This is a genomic window from Methanosphaera sp. BMS (assembly GCF_003268005.1).
In the GTDB taxonomy this organism is placed as follows: Archaea; Methanobacteriota; Methanobacteria; order Methanobacteriales; family Methanobacteriaceae; genus Methanosphaera.
Map to the genome: position 1 here is coordinate 2,215,794 of NZ_CP014213.1, position 16,906 is coordinate 2,232,699.

Below are 16,906 nucleotides of genomic sequence, written 5' to 3' on the forward strand. Positions count from 1 at the left end.
TTTAAAGTGATAATGATGAATGTTTTATGGTATTATGCAATAGGCTTTATCATCGTATGGGTTTTGGCATTTCTATTGAAGGGTAAATATAATATAACGATAGATGGTATTGTATTAATGCTTAAAACTGAAAAGTTGGAACATCTGATTACAAGAATTGCCAATATATCTCCTCGTTTTTGGAAGTACCTTATTAACCTGTCGATTCCACTGGGGATATTTTTCATGATACTGATGCTTGTTTCATTAATTATCTCCTTGCAGATGATGTTTAAAACACCAACGGTATCATTAATACTGCCGGGTGTTGATATTCCAGGTTCACCAATATATATCCCATTTGTAACGGGTTTTATAGCACTGGCAACGGTACTTATAATCCATGAAGGAGGCCATGGAGTACTTGCAAGAGCCGAAGGTGTATCAATTGATTCGGTAGGATTAATTCTTCTTGCAATCATACCCGGTGCATTTGTAGAGCCAAATGAAAATGAAATAAAAAAGTTAAACACCTGGAGTAAAATAAGAATATACTTTGCCGGGCCAATGTTCAATATAACGTTGTGTCTAATTGCTCTAATAATAACGGCCGGAATCGGTGGATTCATGGCATCAGAGGACTTGTACACCAGTGATGGAATGGAAATATCCAGTGTAATACCTGCAAGTCCCGCTGAAGGCGTACTGTCAGAGGGTATGGTTATAAACCAAATAAATGGGATAAATACAAATAACTATTCGGCATATACAAAGTATCTTAACACAACCCATGTGGGTGATAATCTCACATTTACAACGGATAAGGGAACATACTCGCTGATAACATCATCAAATCCAAATAATGCTTCACTATCATATATCGGTATACGTTCATCACAGCATGAGGTAGTATCGGATAACGCTAAAGCTAAGTACGGTACAATTATTCCTGCGATTCTTCCAACAATAAATGAAATATTCTATTATATATTCTTTTTGAACTTCGCGGTGGGAACATTCAATCTGCTTCCTATGAAACCGTTGGATGGTGGATTAATACTTGAAGAAATACTTAAGACAAAGATCGTGCCTGAAAGAAGACTGGAATTTAACAAGGCATTAAACAGATACACACGCCTATTTCCAAGAAGCATAAGATGCATTATAAGCAGGATATTTAATGACATTCTTAACTTTATCCATAATCATGAACTATCTGATGAAAAATCAGAGAAGATAACGGTATGGATGAGTACAATATTGATAGTTATATTGGTAATACTTATACTATATGGGTTTGTTCCGGCAATACTCTCACTATTCTAACCTCCATTATTTTTATTTTTTCAATTCAATTGTTGGCAAAAGTAATTATTAGATATCAACTGGCAAAACAACATCAATACACGGGAGACATCCGGACAAGTACATACAATCAGATAACAAACAGCAACGTACCAACAATAAAATATACAAGAAACAATAAAGAAATATTTGCTGTTGATGAAATGGTATTCGATAACTTCATATACAATCCCAACATAATAAAAACAAGCGTTACAATCAATGTTAAAAACACAAGCAGTACAGTTTTTAAAGTGTGAACACATTTTGATTGAAAGTATTGAAACAATAAATTTCGGCCATAACAATGAGATAATTGATTTTAATGATATGGGGCTTGTGGAAGTAAAAAAAGAACATATGTTAATAAATTTAATAATGTAACTCGGAAGATGAGTTAAGGTCTTTATACTCTTTTATATGGGACTAATTGCCGATTAGGAAGATTATTTTCTTTTGTTATTGGTAATGCTTTTTGTTGTGAATTAATTTATGTCAAGTTATTTCACTTAAATAATAATCTTAAATGTATTGAAAGATAAATGTATACATAGAATTATAATTTTATCAAAGATGTGGTAATATATGAAATCTAATAAAATGAATATTGTGGGAATTGGTCCTGGAGCTAAAGAGTATTTGACGTTAGGTGTTGTGGAAGTTATAGAAAACAGTGACGTGCTTGTCGGAAGTCAAAGATCACTTGACTTATTTGATTACGTTAATGCTGAGATGGTAGTATTACAGCCAAGGGATATCCCTCAAACAGTCAAAACCGCAGTACGCTATGTTAATGAAGGAAAAGTTGTAACAATATTATCCACGGGTGATCCCGGTTTTTCAGGCATGCTTAAGACTGTTCAAAGATTATCACCGGAGACAAAACTTAATGTCGTGCCGGGTATTAGTTCGGTTCAACTTGCCGCTGCAAAGCTTCAAATACCATGGGATACTGCAAATCTCATAACAATTCACGGGGGCAAGGCACCAACCGATGACTTGGTAGATAGGATAGATAATAGCACGGCCAATATAATTCTTCCCAATAGGCATATTAGTGAGCTTGCCGAGTACTTGATAGAACATGGTTTCAGCCCGGATACTCCTATAACCATATGTGAAAAATTAAGTTATCCTGATGAACAGATTGTTAAAGTAACACTAAGGGAAGCAACAAATATGGACTTCGGTTACATGTGCGTGGTTGTAATATAATCTAATTGTAATTATTTTTTTATTTTATCTTTTTAAATATCTTTTTTTGAGTAATTTTCATTATTTATTATATTATTTTTATCTTTTCAAATATTTTATTATCAATGTTTAATTTTGCAAAGGGTATTTTTTTGATATTTACGGAGTATTTAACAAAAGATTTTTATATTTTAATGAATTTTAATATATATAGGAATCTATTTAATTTATTTGAATTATATAATAAAATTTTAAATAACAAGTATAATAACAAAGTTTACAATAAACTTAATAATCTTACAAAATATATATTTTATTTTGGTAGTTTTATAACTAAAATTAAATATTTTCCGAATATATCTAAATTTTTTTCATGTGATTTTATGAATAAGAATATTAAAAAAATATTACTCTTCAGTATTTTTATTATCATATTAATCGGAATATCTGGAGTTAATGCTCAAGAAGTATCCAACGACACAATTGGTTCTGATTTAAGTGATAATGTACAAGTATCAACAGATACAGTTTATAATACTGATTTAAACAGTAATATAAATAATAAGGATAATATGGAAAAAATCACTACAAAACAAAAGAATATTAAAACAGATGACTCATCAATTGACATAACTAATGAAAATTATGATCAATTAGGTACATACATGAATCAATATTCAACATTGAATTTTGTAGATGATTTTGACGGTAAAACGATAGATATTACAAATGGGGTTACAATAACAAGTTCACCTGACTACACATTCACAAACTCCCATTTCACAGTAAACGCCAATGGCGTAACAATAAACAACTTAAACATTGTAAATACAGATAATAGTGACAGCTCTGCAATTTTTGTCAACGCCAAAAACAATGTAAACATTAACAACAACCATATCACAGTTACAAAAACAACAAGTGGAACAACATATGCGATAGAATTAAACGGTACATCAAATTCAGTTATAAATTCAAACACAATAGTGGTAAATGCTTATCCACAGGCAAAACAATGGATAAATACCAGTGCTACAAATTATATTGGAATAGTAAAAGTATCTGGTATAGTTGTGGACGATTCTGATTATGTTGATGTTACATATAATGATATAACCGTTACTAATTCAACAGAAACCGGTTATTCCACTTCAACATTTGAAGGTATTACAATAAGAAATGAATCTACATATGTATCAGCAAGAAATAATGATATTGATGTAAGCAATGCAAATTATACCTATGGTATAACCATTGAAAAAAGTGACCGCTGTAATGCTACATATAACACAATAGCATTAACCAGTGAAAACTATGTATGTGGTATTGAAGTAATGGAAGATAAACACACACTGCTTTCACATAACACAATAACCGGTACAGCATACAAGTATCAAAATACTAATCTGGTTGGTGAATCCTTTGCATATGGTATATATTTAAGTGCAAATTACATTACAGACATGACTCAAAATGTTACTGTAAGTTATAACACAATAAACTTAGCATCAAATATCGTTTATGGTATTGAAGGATATAAAATCAGTACAACTTCTACTTTAACACGTAATTACATTAATTATAATACCATTACTGTTACTGGTAATGTTAGTATGGGTATGGGATTTGATACCACTTACCGAACATATGTACAAAATAATGTAATAATAGTAAATGGGTATAATAGGACATTAGGTTATTATTATGAGGAAATAACGCCAATTACAACAGGAATTGAATTAGAAGATTCAACACTTTCTCTTGAAAATCAAATAACTAATAATCACATATTGGTTACTGAACACAATGCTGTTGTAGATGTAATTTATTCAATTGTTTTAAAATCTGCCACTACTGCCCAAAATAATTATATAACAAGCAATTATCCTACCAATCAACAATTAACTGGAAATAATGCTGTTTACAAAGCAGGTATTATTGGTTATTCTGTTTCAGGCAATGTTGCTTATGATTTAACAAATAATAATAATATTTTAATTAATAAAGCCAAATCAAATATTAAATCAGATTCTAAAACAATAATATTAAATACATCAAATTTTGCAGAATATGTTACAGATGGATTATTTAATGATAATGTCACTGAAGGTGATGTCATTGATATCCAAGGAGAATTGATAGGTTCACAGTATGCCATTACAGTAAATAAGGCTGTTAATGTTACATCCACTACAAATAATGCATTTTTAAACTTTGATGATCAATCATTTATAATCAGTTCAACAGCTTCTGGTAGTAATATAACTGGATTGACTTTAAGGGATACTTCAATGAACATTGAAGCAAGCAACATATTCTTAAATAATAATACAATCAGTGTTTCTGATGAGGAATATGCCATTATTTTAGCTGAAGAAATAACAGATATAACTATTTCAAATAATGCTATTGCTAGTTTAAGTGGTAGAGGGAATAATGCTATAAATAGTAATTCAGTCACTTATTCATCAGAAAATAATACTAATACACCATTATATTTTGTTATAACAGATAGTAATTATGGCGTGTATATTCCAGATGGTATGACGATGGCTCGTTTTATAATTAATGGGGATTATCTTTCATTTAATGTCACTTCCCTTTTTAGTGTTTATCTGTGTTATGATGATTTTACTTCTCCAAACATAACAATATATAATACAACTTCATATGTTGCAACTCTTATTCTAGGTACTAATTCAGTAACTATTGAAAATTCAATAATTAATGTAGCTCCATATATGTCTACTACTGAATCAGTACTTAAATTAGTAAATAGTACGGTCATTCAAGTTCCATCTGAATTAGTTGGTGTAGAAAGTCCATTTACATTGGATATGGATGAAAATTCATTATTTATTAAACAAAATAACTCTGTGGGTATATATGGTGGATGGATAACAATGGGTCAAGTAGCTGGTGGAAAAGCATTTGAAAATACAGCAACTACCGTTTATGTTCTATTTTATCTGGATCAATATCTTCCGGATGTTATTCAAGAAATAGAATCAACTAATGGAAGACCAATTGTTACAAAAACTACTAATATTACGGGTATAATTGGAAAAATATGGTTAGAAACTTTATTTGAAGAAGGTTCTGATGATTCAATTGTCACCAATGTATTTTTCAATGAAAGTGTTAATGTAACATCACCAATTAATAATGTTAAATTTATCAATTGTACTTTCAACAAGGGAATATTGGTAGCTAATGGAAGTAACATAACATTTGAAGGATGTACTGGTGATATTACTTATTATGAATATGTTCCAATACCTCCAAAAACGATTGTACTCACATCCGAAAACTACAATGAGTATGTGACAAATAGGACATTTAATAATAATGTTAGAAAAGGTGATACAATAGATATGCAGGGATTATTTGATAGTTCACTTAAAGGATTAACAGTTAACAAAGCTGTTAACATCATTTCATCAACTAATGATGCAAATATTAGCCTTGACAGTGGATTGGATACTAGAAGAACAGGAAATCAATTTATAATCTCATCTAAAGCCTCTGGAACAAACATTACAGGAATAAGTTTCTATAATACGAGAGTAACAGTTGATGGAGCATCCGATGTATCCATAAATAATATTACCTACACTAATTATATGGAGCAAATCGGATCTAATGTTGGTGGATTCAGTATAAGAAATAATGCTGCTAATGTAAATGTTACGAACAGCACATTCTTTACTCATGGAAACTATGGTCACAGTACGCTTGTAGTTGCCGGTGCTAGTTCTGTATTACTTGAAAATAACACAATAATAGGTGAAACTGATGATGTAAATGTCTTAGGTAAAATTGGAAATCTGGTCTACATTACAACATATAATACTGATGGAGAAAACTACAATATTACAGTAAAAAACAACTACATTGATGGTAGCAAAATCCTTCGTGATAATGAAATTGCCAACACTTTTAGAATACAGGGAGAAAACATCACTGTTGAAAACAATACTATACTGGCTACAGACTATGCAATATTGGAACAGTGGGTTCAAGGCGTTGATGTTCTCCTTAAAAATTTAATTATAAAAGATAACAACTTAACAGGAGCAGTTTATTTAGCTTCACAAAATGTAACTATGATTAATAATAAGTTAGACAGTACTACAATTACCAATTCCACGTTAATTAACAATACTATTGAATCATTAAATCTGGGACATGATTCTGTTCTAAGGGGTAATACCATTCTAAATTCATTAAAACTGGATGAAAACATTACCATAGAAAATAATGTAATCAACGCTGAAGTAAATATAAACACTTCCAATATTATATGTAATAATGTAACATTCAATGATAAGGTAGTTTTAAATAACACTGCATCTAACATAACATTTACTGACTCTACATTCAACAAGGGATTATATGTAACTGGTACTAATATAACCATAGATAATTGTACTGGAAACATAATATATCTGGATGCTGTCCTTAAAGTAGATACTACTGAATTCGTTGCTGGTTCAACTGCCAATATTATTGCGGGCATTTACTTTGATGATAAATTAACGACCATTAACAAAGGAAAAATTACATTCAAAGTTAACGGTAAAACACTTAAAGATGCCAGTGGTAAAGTAATCTATGCAAAAGTAGTAAACGGAACGGCAAAGATTGAAGATTATGAAATACCATCATCATGGAATAATGATTCAACAATTGAAGCAGTATATTCAGGTTCTATTCAGTGCGATTCACTTAGAAGTGAAAAAACAAACATGACAATAACACCAAAAGCATTAACACTGGAAACAAGTGATATCACTGCAACAATTGGAAGTAACATAACCCTTAAAGCAACGTTAAGTGACAACACAATAAACACTGGTAAAGTAATATTTAAAATCAACGGTAAAACAGTTAAAGATGCTAATGGTAAAGTAATCTATGCTAAGATAGTAAACGGTACGGCTAGTGTTGATTATCTATTGGATGGCTATAAAACCGGAACATATACTATAACTTGCATATATACAAGTAGTGTATATGATCGTATGCAGCAGAATGCTACATTAACGATTACTAAAGCATAATCCTCAACATTCAATCGGTAGGTTGTATCAGTTATTAACCTACTTCTATTTTTCTTTTTTTCATCCTAATTTTTTTAAGATATAACGGATAAATATTATTATATGATATAATTTTTAAATAAAAAACAAGTTAAATGATGGAATTAATTATTTATTTTACTACTTTAATATAAGGATTAATTAAAAAAATATGAGGAGACATTAAATGTTAGAAATAGCAGTAACAGGAAAACCAAATGTGGGAAAATCATCACTCTTTGCAGCGGCAACATTATCCGAGGCAGAAATAGCAAATTATCCATTCACAACAATTGACGCTAACAAGGCCGTGGCATATATTACCGCCGATTGTCCATGTAAGGAATTGGGATTAACATGTAATCCACGTACAAGTAAATGCGTAGACGGTACGCGATACATACCAGTAGAACTTATAGATGTTGCAGGATTAGTTCCAGGGGCACATGAAGGAAAAGGATTGGGAAACCAATTCCTGGATGATCTTCGTCAGGCAAAGGCATTGATACATGTAATTGACGCGTCAGGTTCAACCGATATCGAGGGAACACCATGTGAAGCTGGAAGCCATGACCCGTTGGATGATGTTAACTTCCTGCAGGATGAGGTAACGATGTGGATGTACTCAATACTTGAGCGCAACTGGCCAAGACTAATCAGAAAGGTAATGAGTGAACACCTGAATTTTGCAAAGGTTATAGCAGACCAGTTAAGCGGTACCGGTGTACAAGTGGAGGATGTAATCGAGGCAGAACGTATAATGAATGACGAATATGACAAGTGGGAAAAAGAGGATATACTCAAATTCCTATCCAAGCTGCTTGAATTGTCAAAGCCAATAATAATCGTTGCAAATAAGACCGATGCACCAACAGCTGAAGAAAACATTAAAAGACTTAAGGAAAAATATCCGCTTGTAATACCTGCCAGTGCCCAGTCGGAATTAGCACTGGTAAATGCTGCCAAAGCAGGACTTATCAAGTATAATTCCGGTGATAATCACTTTGAAATCATAGCCGAGGACAAGTTGTCAGCCAAACAAAAAGAGGCACTTGATTATATCGATGAACATGTACTTAAAAAGTATGGTTCAACTGGAATACAGGAAGCATTAAACACTGCAGTATATGAGCTGCTTGATCAAATTGCAGTTTATCCGGTAGAGGATGAACACAAATATTCTGACCATAAGGGTAATGTACTTCCTGATGCACTTCTAATACCAAGGGGTTCAACGCCAAGGGACATGGCTTACTGTATTCATACAGATATTGGTGATGGATTTACCCATGCAATTGATGCAAGGCGTAACATGAGAATAGCAAGTGACCAGGAACTTAAACAGGGAGATATCATAAGCATCATATCAAACAAGTAGGTGTAAAAGTATGAACGTAACATTATATCCGGATAGTTATACTGATATTCAGAAATATGAAGCTATAGGAAACATTGAAGTGTATGACCCTGATAATATGGTGCAAACACCATTAGGTAAAGTAGACAACATATCAAATTCGGAGGTCATTATCTTCACACAAAATGCTTGCGTGGATGGTCAATATAACACTAAGAAATTACAAGAGGCATGTGAAAGAATACGTGATGATATAAGATTGGACGCATTACTAATATTTGATACAAAAGTGCCACCACGAACGGTATATAAGATGTCTAAAATAATCGATGAATACGATTTAATCCCAGAGATTAACATGGCATATACAACTACAATAAATGCCAATACAAGAGTGGTAGCGGCTACAAACGATATATCCCTGGAAAAGACAATAGAAATATACAAAAATCTGCCCGAAGAAATCAAAACCGTAAAGCACATACAGACGGCTGAAGTAATACCCCTACTGCAGAACGCATACACGGATACCGTCATAGCATTATCCAATCAGATGGCAATACTATCGGAGGCATTGACGATAGACTTGATAGAAGCGATAGACCTGGCAAATGAGGATGAAAACACCCACATATCATATCCACAGCCTGTACTAAAAAATGAAATAAGCCGTGACTCACAGGAAATAGTCAATCTGGCAGATGAATACGGAGAGCCAGCACAACTATCACAGACAAGTCGTGAAACAAACAACTACGTGGCATACCATATGTCCTATATGGCAGAAAAGGAACTATACCTAAAGGAACACCTTGCAATGTTCGAGACGACAGTGGCAGTACTGGGAGTAACTGAAGATGACACGCTAGAAAGCGAGGACAACAATGCATCACTGACCCTGATAGATGACTTCGTCTCAAGGGACGTTGAGGTATGGGTACATGACGACAAAATATCCGAAGAATTGATTCAAAGCCATGGTGCTAAAAAGATAACCCTGGATGAAGCATATGAAGCAGATTGTATAATAGTCATGACAGATACAAAGGAATATCGTAATTTAGATCCTGACAGAATAGAAAAGGTAATCATCACGGCAAGACCAATTTTAGATGAGGAAAAATTCAGTAACAAAAAATACAGCAGTCTAGGCCAATACAGACTAAAAAAAGGTGAAATGTTATGATACATCCAAGACCAAGCCCGATAGCAGCAGCTCTCTACACCCTGCGTGACATGGAAGTAGACGTGATAATAATGCACGGACCTTCAGGGTGCTGCTTTAGAACTGGAAGACTACTAGAAGATGAAGGAATACGAGTAATAACAACGGCCATGACAGAAAATGACTTCATATTCGGAGCAGCAGACAAACTGATTGAAACGATACAGGAAGTCTATGAAGCGTTCCATCCAAAGAACATTGGAATAGTCGGAACATGTGCAAGCATGATAATCGGAGAAAACATGAAGGATGCGGCAAGAGAAGCCGGCGTTGACTCAAACATAATAGTAGTGGAAACACATGGGGGATACTCCTCTGGTGACAACACATCTGGTGCCATACAGGCACTTGAAGCTGCAAACGAAGCTGGAATAATAAGTGATGAAGAGGTCGAAAGACAATCGCTTATGCTCAAGAAGGCCACCGAACTGGAAAAGACACGTGGAATGGCAAAAGGAGAATACATCCAGCCAGACTATGGAGACAATAAGGTAAAGGTAGCACAGGTCATACTTGATTACATAAACAACAATAAAAAGGTGGCACTGGTGTTAAATGCCAAGAAAGAGACAAGCTACCTTTTTGCCGATATAATGACAATAAGCTGGACAGCTTATAACCCGGACAACATACCTCTGTTTATAGCAAATACTGATGAGGATATAGGACTTCCATACATCAAAAGTCATGCTGTAGAGGTAAACGAGAAGATAAACAAGAATGCAGATTACATCACCGGAGGACTTGACGAGTACCCGATAACAGGAGACAAGGCACTTGAAATACTCCAAAAAGATAATGTGGACTTGGCGGTAATAGTGGGAGTTCCACATGCAGTTGACGTGGCTAAATTGGATGCAAAAACAGTAGCACTAACTGATGGGCCAAGACTAGTAAAACCACTAAGAGAAATGGGATTTGATTATGTGGTTACGGAGTTGGATGCTCATTCAAAAACACTCGGGGCAAAATCAATCGTAGAATCAGAATTTGCACAGACAATAAGAGGATTAATGGAATAATAATTTATTTTTTTCCATTTTTAATTCTTGTAAAAGGAAAAGGCTTAAACTACTTTTTTAATATACTGCTCTTATATATGAGAATTAATAATTATCATATATCCTTAATTTTCAGTGATAACTATGTAAATAGTGGAGTCATGATTTAAAAGATTGATATATGCATTTATGGAGTACCCTTATTAATATGTGAGTTTAAATATATTTTTTCATGTTTTTGCAGTAATTTTTATCTTTACTTGATTCTATTATTAATCATTATCTTCTAACTTTATTCTTGTTATTCATTGTTTATTTTATTTTTCATTTATTGAATTTTGTATTTTTTCCTCTTTTCATTTCCCATAAAAACTAAACACCTAAATAATACTAGTTATAAATATAATATCATAGTAAATTTTAATACTAATATAATTATTAACTACAGGTGACAGGATTGAATATAGTAATTATAGGCGGAGGAGCATCCGGATTAACAACAGCATCTAATATAAGAAAGTTTGATGAAGATTCACAGATAATAGTGTTTACAACGCAAAAACACGTGGCATATTCACCATGTGCAATTCCATATGTAATTGGTGGACATATTGATAGCTTTAATGATATTATCATGCACAGACCAGAAGAATACATGCGTAAGAATATTAGGATACTTACTGAAACTACTGTTACAGAAATCGATAAAGATCTAAGTGAAGTTGTCTATGAAGATAAAAACGGTAATAAACAGATTATGAAATATGATAAGCTTGTCATAGCAACTGGTGGAAAACCATTAATCCCACCGATTCCAGGAAAAGACTTAGAAGGAGTATTTAAGGTCAGAACAGTTGAAGATGGTCTTGATATACAGAATTATGCTAACAAATCCAAACGTGTAGTATTAGTCGGTGGTGGAGCTATTGGATTAGAATTAGGTTCCGAGTTAGCTAATAAAGGTTTAGAAGTAACGATAGCTGAAATGGTGCCACAGCTCTTCCCAAGATCATTTGATAAGGAAATGAGTGATAAGTTCCAAGAACACCTTCAGAGCAATAAAATTGAAATATTAACGGGGGCAGCTGTTGAATCAATCAACGGTGAGACTAAAGTGGAATCTGTTACTATTGATGGGGTGGAAAGGCCTGCTGATATGGTTATCTTATCAACTGGTGTAAGGCCACAGACTGAACTTGCTGAAAGTATCGGATGTAAAATGGGTAAGTTTGCCATTGAAGTGGATGATCATATGGAAACATCCGTTGAAAATGTATATGCTGCAGGAGATTGTGTACAGGTAACCAATGCTATTACCGGTGAAATTACATTATCACCACTCGGTACTACCGCGGTACGTCAGGGTATAATACTTGCAAAACACTTAACCGGTCATGATATTGAATTCCAACCTGTTCTTAACTCTACCGTTTCACAGATTGGTAAAATGGAAATGGGTGCTATTGGTATAACCGAACAGGAAGCAGTTAATCAGGGTATTGACGTGGTAGTCAGTAGGGTTGATTCATTGTCACGTGCACGTTATTATCCTGGCAGTGAGCCATTATTCATCAAATTAATTGCCAAAACTGATGGTACGATTATTGGTTGTCAGATGTTTGGACAGGAAGCTGTTGCTGAACGTGTAGATACAATGACTGCTATTATGAGTCAGAAACTCAAATGTGAAGATGTAGTTTCAATGGAATTTTCATATGCACCACCACTTTCTACCGTGGTTGATCCTATAGCTCAAGCAGCAGAGGATTGTCTTGAACAGATAGAACGTTTGGAAGCGGGAGAGGAACTTGATGTTGATGATAGTCATGATGTATCTGATGAAGAGTTAGCTGATGCAACTGAAGCTCAAAATACTGATGAATCACAGGATGAACAGGTTGATAATGCTGATGAAGAAAGTGAATCTGAGGAAGTAGAGGATGATGATGTTAAGGAAGATGCAGTTGATGAATCTACTGAAGAAGAACCTGATAGTAGTGTAGAATCGGATGATGAAGCTGAAGAAGTATCTGAAGATGCAGTTGAAGAATCTGATGATGAGGCTAAGGAAATTAAATCCGTCGTCAGGGATGAAAACATGACTCCTGAAATGACATTCACGGAATACTTAAGAAGTAATGGTTTTTTAGATAACTAATCCATTATTTTTTTTTCATTTTTAATCATATATCTTATTTTTAATTTTTTATCGTTAGTTAATTCTTTTTTTGAAACTATTTTTCGTATATTGTTGTTATATGTAGTTTTTTTCGTTTTACTATTGGTTTTTGTATTTATTCTTTAATTGACTAAAAATAGTTATTATGATGTTTTAGTTAAAATTAGCTTTGTTGTATTATGTGGGGTTTAATTTAAAAAAAGAAATGAATAAGTGATTTATTCACTTATATACAGGTGTATCCACCGTCAACTGCTATAGCTTGACCGGTTACGTAACTTGAACTTGGGGAAGCTAAGTATACTACGGTTGAATCTAATTCGCCGTCAACACCTGATCTTCCTACAGGAACTACTGTTTTTGTGTATGCTACATATTCATCACTGGTAATTATGTCTACTGTTAATTCTGTTGGGAATGTACCTGGACATACTGCGTTTACTGTGATGTTGTATTTTGCCCATTCAGCTGCTAATTGTCTGGTTAGGTTTACTACTCCACCTTTTGCTGCTGCGTATGGTGATGTTGGGGTTGCCATTGTTCCTACTAATCCGAACATGGATGCGGTGTTTATGATACGTCCATATTTTTGTGGAATCATTGCTTCACGTGCTACTGCTCTTGACATTTTGAATGTACCGGTTAAGTCTACGTCTACGGTTTTGTTCCATTCGTCGTCTGTTAAGAGTTCTGCTTCTTTTGTTGCACCGTAACCTGCGTTGTTGTGTAATATATCTATTCTTCCGTAGTGGTCCATTACTTCTTTTACGCAGTTATCTACACTTTCTGTGTCTGTTACATCACATACTACTCCTATGCAGTCTACTCCTAATTCTTTGATTTCTTCTGCTACTTGGTCGAGTCTTTCTTTTCTTCTTCCGGTTACAACAATGTCTGCTCCGTATCTTGCGTATGCTTTTGCCATTTGTACTCCTATACCTGAGCTTGCTCCACTTACTAATGCTACTTGTCCTGATAAGTTAAATAAATCGTTCATGTTTTTTATTCTCCTTTATTTTTCATAAGATTTTGTATCTTATTATTTATTCTTATAATTAATTATTTGTCATTTTTTATTTATATATTTATCACTATTTGTAGTAAATTATCTTGCTATTGGTAATTGTTTTTTCTTTTTTTCATTTCTAGAATTTTTTCATTTTTATTATTGTTTTTTGATGTAATCACCTCAAAAACCTTATTTTTGTTAATTAATATTGTATATTATTTTTTATTATTTTTGTAATTTTTTTATTTCTTTTTATTATTTTTAAAAATTATCTTTTCTAAAATCTATTATCTATTCTTTTGTTGAACGTTTTTTATTCTTTGATGTAATACTAAAGTATTACTTTTTAGTAAATTCCTTTATATAGTAGTATTACAATAGTATTACTATACAACAATAATATTTATAAGGAGGTAATACTATGAATAAGTTTTTAAAACTTATTGAACTTTTTGAAGGATTAAAAATGACGATAGTTGGAGGTGTGTTTCTAGCAATAAGTTTAATTTTGGTTATTACTGGAACAAAAGTACCGGCTTATCTTGATCCTGCATGGGTAACAATAATTATATGTGGATTACCACTATTATATCTGGCCATAAGTAGATTAATATATGAACATTGGATATCTTCAGCACTTTTAATTGTAATGGCAATGTTTGCATCATTATATATTGGTGAGATATTTGCAGCCGGAGAAGTATGTTTTATCATGGCACTTGGAGCACTGCTTGAAGATTATACAGTTGAAAGATCTAAACGTGGACTAGCAGATTTAATCAATTTAAAACCACAAAAAGCAAGAATATTAATAGAAGAAAATGGAAAAATTATAGAAAAAGAAGTTGAAGCTAAAGATGTAAACATCAATGATACAATAAGAGTACTTCCTGGTGAAACCATACCAGCAGATGGTATAATAATTACCGGTGACACGTCAGTCGATCAATCCGTAATGACCGGTGAATCATTACCTCTAGATAAATCAGTTGATGATGAAGTATTTGCGGGAACACTAAATTTATATGGTGCAATCGATTTTAAAGCTACCAAGGTAGGTAAGGATTCATCCTTAGAAAAACTCATAAGAATGGTACAGGAAGCGGATGAAAAACAGGCACCAACACAGAGAATAGCAGATAAATGGGCAACATGGTTAGTTCCTATAGCATTAGCAATCGCAATAGTAACATACTTTATAACCGGCGAATTAATCCGGGCCGTTACAATACTGGTCGTATTCTGTCCATGTGCATTAATACTTGCTACACCAACTGCTATAATGGCCGCTATAGGTCAGGCAACAAAACAGGGTGTACTAATCAAATCAGGTGAAGCACTAGAAAAAATGGGTAAAGTTGATTGTATCGGATTTGATAAGACGGGAACATTAACCTATGGTAACCTTGAAGTATCCCAACTTATATCCCTGGATGAAAATATCTCAGAGGATAAATTACTGGAATATGTTGCAGTAGCAGAACAAAAATCAGAACATCCAATAGGAAAAGCAGTAGTTAATTATGCAAAACAAAAAATGGGTAATATACAGGATGTCGATGACTTTGAAATGATTCCGGGTAAAGGAGTTAAAGTTAAATACAACAACGATACGATATATGCGGGTAATAAAAAACTATTAAGCGATTATGATATGCAACTTGATAACGCCGCTTCAGAAAATCTTGATTCATTAAGGGATTCCGGTATGGCATCTATTATAGTGGCACTAAATAATAAAATAATCGGACTCGTAGGTTTATCAGATGTATTACGTGAAAACTCTGCAAAAGTTGTTCATACGCTGGAAAATAACTTAGACACTAGTGTTGAATTAATTACTGGTGATAATCAAAAAGCGGCAAATTATTTTGCAAATAAAATTGGTATAAAAAATATTCACTCCGAATTATTACCTGAAAATAAGGTGGAAGTTGTACAGCAATTAAAAGATTCAGGTAAAAATGTATGTATGGTTGGAGATGGAGTTAATGATGCTCCAGCACTTAAAACTGCTGATGTAAGTGTTGCAATGGCAGGTATGGGTAGTGATATAGCAATAGAAGCAGCAGATATTGCATTATTAGGGGATGATATTGAAAAACTACCATATCTTAAAAAATTATCAAATTCAACCTTATTCACGATACATTTAAGTATTACAATTTCCATGTTAATAAATGCACTTGCAATCATATGTTCAGTATTAGGACTTTTAAATCCAATTACCGGTGCACTTGTACATAACATCGGTTCATGTGCAGTAGTAATACTTGCAGCATCACTATATGACAGGGACTTTAGTGACTATGTGATTAAAAAAGAAACGACAGAAGCTCAGCATGTTGATAATTTAAGGGAAAGTGTTGCAGTATAGTTATGTAACAATTTACCTCCATTATTTTTTTTAATTATCTGTTTTGTTTTTTTCCGTTTGCAAGTCGAATGCTTGTTCTTTCTACTTTTAAAAACGTTATACATTCTATTTTTGATATTTGTCTGAAATATTATTTTTGCCGTCTTATTTTCATAAGTTT

The 16,906-nt window shown here is 33.2% G+C and carries 10 protein-coding genes; 9 read left to right on the forward strand and 1 reads right to left on the reverse strand.

What is annotated here, in order from left to right; all coding sequences use genetic code 11:
* Positions 1-15: 15 nt before the first annotated feature.
* From AW729_RS08205 to AW729_RS08240, 8 genes are all read left to right on the forward strand, one after another.
* Complete coding sequence (locus AW729_RS08205; protein ID WP_112124655.1) at positions 16-1,305, forward strand: site-2 protease family protein; 1,290 nt, start codon at positions 16-18, stop codon at positions 1,303-1,305.
* Positions 1,306-1,337: 32 nt separating this feature from the next.
* Entirely contained in the window at positions 1,338-1,583 is a 246-nt protein-coding gene (locus AW729_RS08210) for a hypothetical protein (protein ID WP_112124656.1), read from the forward strand.
* A 325-nt stretch (positions 1,584-1,908) separates the two neighbouring features.
* Positions 1,909-2,538 (forward strand): cobalt-precorrin-7 (C(5))-methyltransferase, encoded by a 630-nt coding sequence (locus AW729_RS08215; RefSeq protein WP_112124657.1) that lies wholly within the window; start codon positions 1,909-1,911, stop codon positions 2,536-2,538.
* A gap of 362 nt (positions 2,539-2,900) precedes the next feature.
* Positions 2,901-7,580, forward strand: coding sequence for a hypothetical protein (locus tag AW729_RS08220; protein ID WP_112124658.1), 4,680 nt, complete (start codon positions 2,901-2,903; stop codon positions 7,578-7,580).
* Between the two features lie 205 nt (positions 7,581-7,785).
* Positions 7,786-8,976 (forward strand): redox-regulated ATPase YchF, encoded by a 1,191-nt coding sequence (locus AW729_RS08225; RefSeq protein ID WP_112124659.1) that lies wholly within the window; start codon positions 7,786-7,788, stop codon positions 8,974-8,976.
* Positions 8,977-8,986: 10 nt separating this feature from the next.
* Entirely contained in the window at positions 8,987-10,141 is a 1,155-nt protein-coding gene (locus tag AW729_RS08230; RefSeq protein WP_112124660.1) for a UDP binding domain-containing protein, read from the forward strand.
* Positions 10,141-11,202, forward strand: coding sequence for a Ni-sirohydrochlorin a,c-diamide reductive cyclase catalytic subunit (gene cfbD, locus AW729_RS08235; RefSeq protein ID WP_112125266.1), 1,062 nt, complete (start codon positions 10,141-10,143; stop codon positions 11,200-11,202). Before AW729_RS08230 ends, cfbD begins: the two co-directional genes overlap by 1 nt.
* Positions 11,203-11,638: 436 nt before the next feature.
* Complete coding sequence (locus AW729_RS08240) at positions 11,639-13,339, forward strand: NAD(P)/FAD-dependent oxidoreductase (RefSeq protein WP_236951219.1); 1,701 nt, start codon at positions 11,639-11,641, stop codon at positions 13,337-13,339.
* 247 nt (positions 13,340-13,586) lie between these two features.
* Here the strand turns inward: AW729_RS08240 and AW729_RS08245 are convergent, their stop codons facing one another.
* Positions 13,587-14,357 carry an SDR family NAD(P)-dependent oxidoreductase gene (locus AW729_RS08245; protein WP_112124661.1) on the reverse strand — a complete coding sequence of 257 codons (771 nt, stop codon included), beginning with the start codon at positions 14,355-14,357 and terminating at the stop codon, positions 13,587-13,589.
* 433 nt (positions 14,358-14,790) lie between these two features.
* Here AW729_RS08245 and AW729_RS08250 point away from each other — a divergent pair, with 433 nt between their 5' ends.
* Positions 14,791-16,746, forward strand: a complete 1,956-nt coding sequence (locus AW729_RS08250; protein WP_112124662.1) for a cation-translocating P-type ATPase — start codon at positions 14,791-14,793, stop codon at positions 16,744-16,746.
* The last annotated feature ends 160 nt before the right edge of the window (positions 16,747-16,906 follow it).

Excerpts from the sequence above, each read along its gene's own strand:
- AW729_RS08230 (WP_112124660.1), top strand. The coding sequence starts at position 8,987 with ATGAACGTAACATTATATCCGGATAGTTATACTGATATTCAGAAATAT.
- AW729_RS08245 (WP_112124661.1), bottom strand. The coding sequence starts at position 14,357 with ATGAACGATTTATTTAACTTATCAGGACAAGTAGCATTAGTAAGTGGA.
- AW729_RS08220 (WP_112124658.1), top strand. The coding sequence starts at position 2,901 with ATGAATAAGAATATTAAAAAAATATTACTCTTCAGTATTTTTATTATC.
- AW729_RS08205 (WP_112124655.1), top strand. The coding sequence starts at position 16 with ATGAATGTTTTATGGTATTATGCAATAGGCTTTATCATCGTATGGGTT.
- AW729_RS08250 (WP_112124662.1), top strand. The coding sequence starts at position 14,791 with ATGAATAAGTTTTTAAAACTTATTGAACTTTTTGAAGGATTAAAAATG.
- AW729_RS08215 (WP_112124657.1), top strand. The coding sequence starts at position 1,909 with ATGAAATCTAATAAAATGAATATTGTGGGAATTGGTCCTGGAGCTAAA.
- AW729_RS08225 (WP_112124659.1), top strand. The coding sequence starts at position 7,786 with ATGTTAGAAATAGCAGTAACAGGAAAACCAAATGTGGGAAAATCATCA.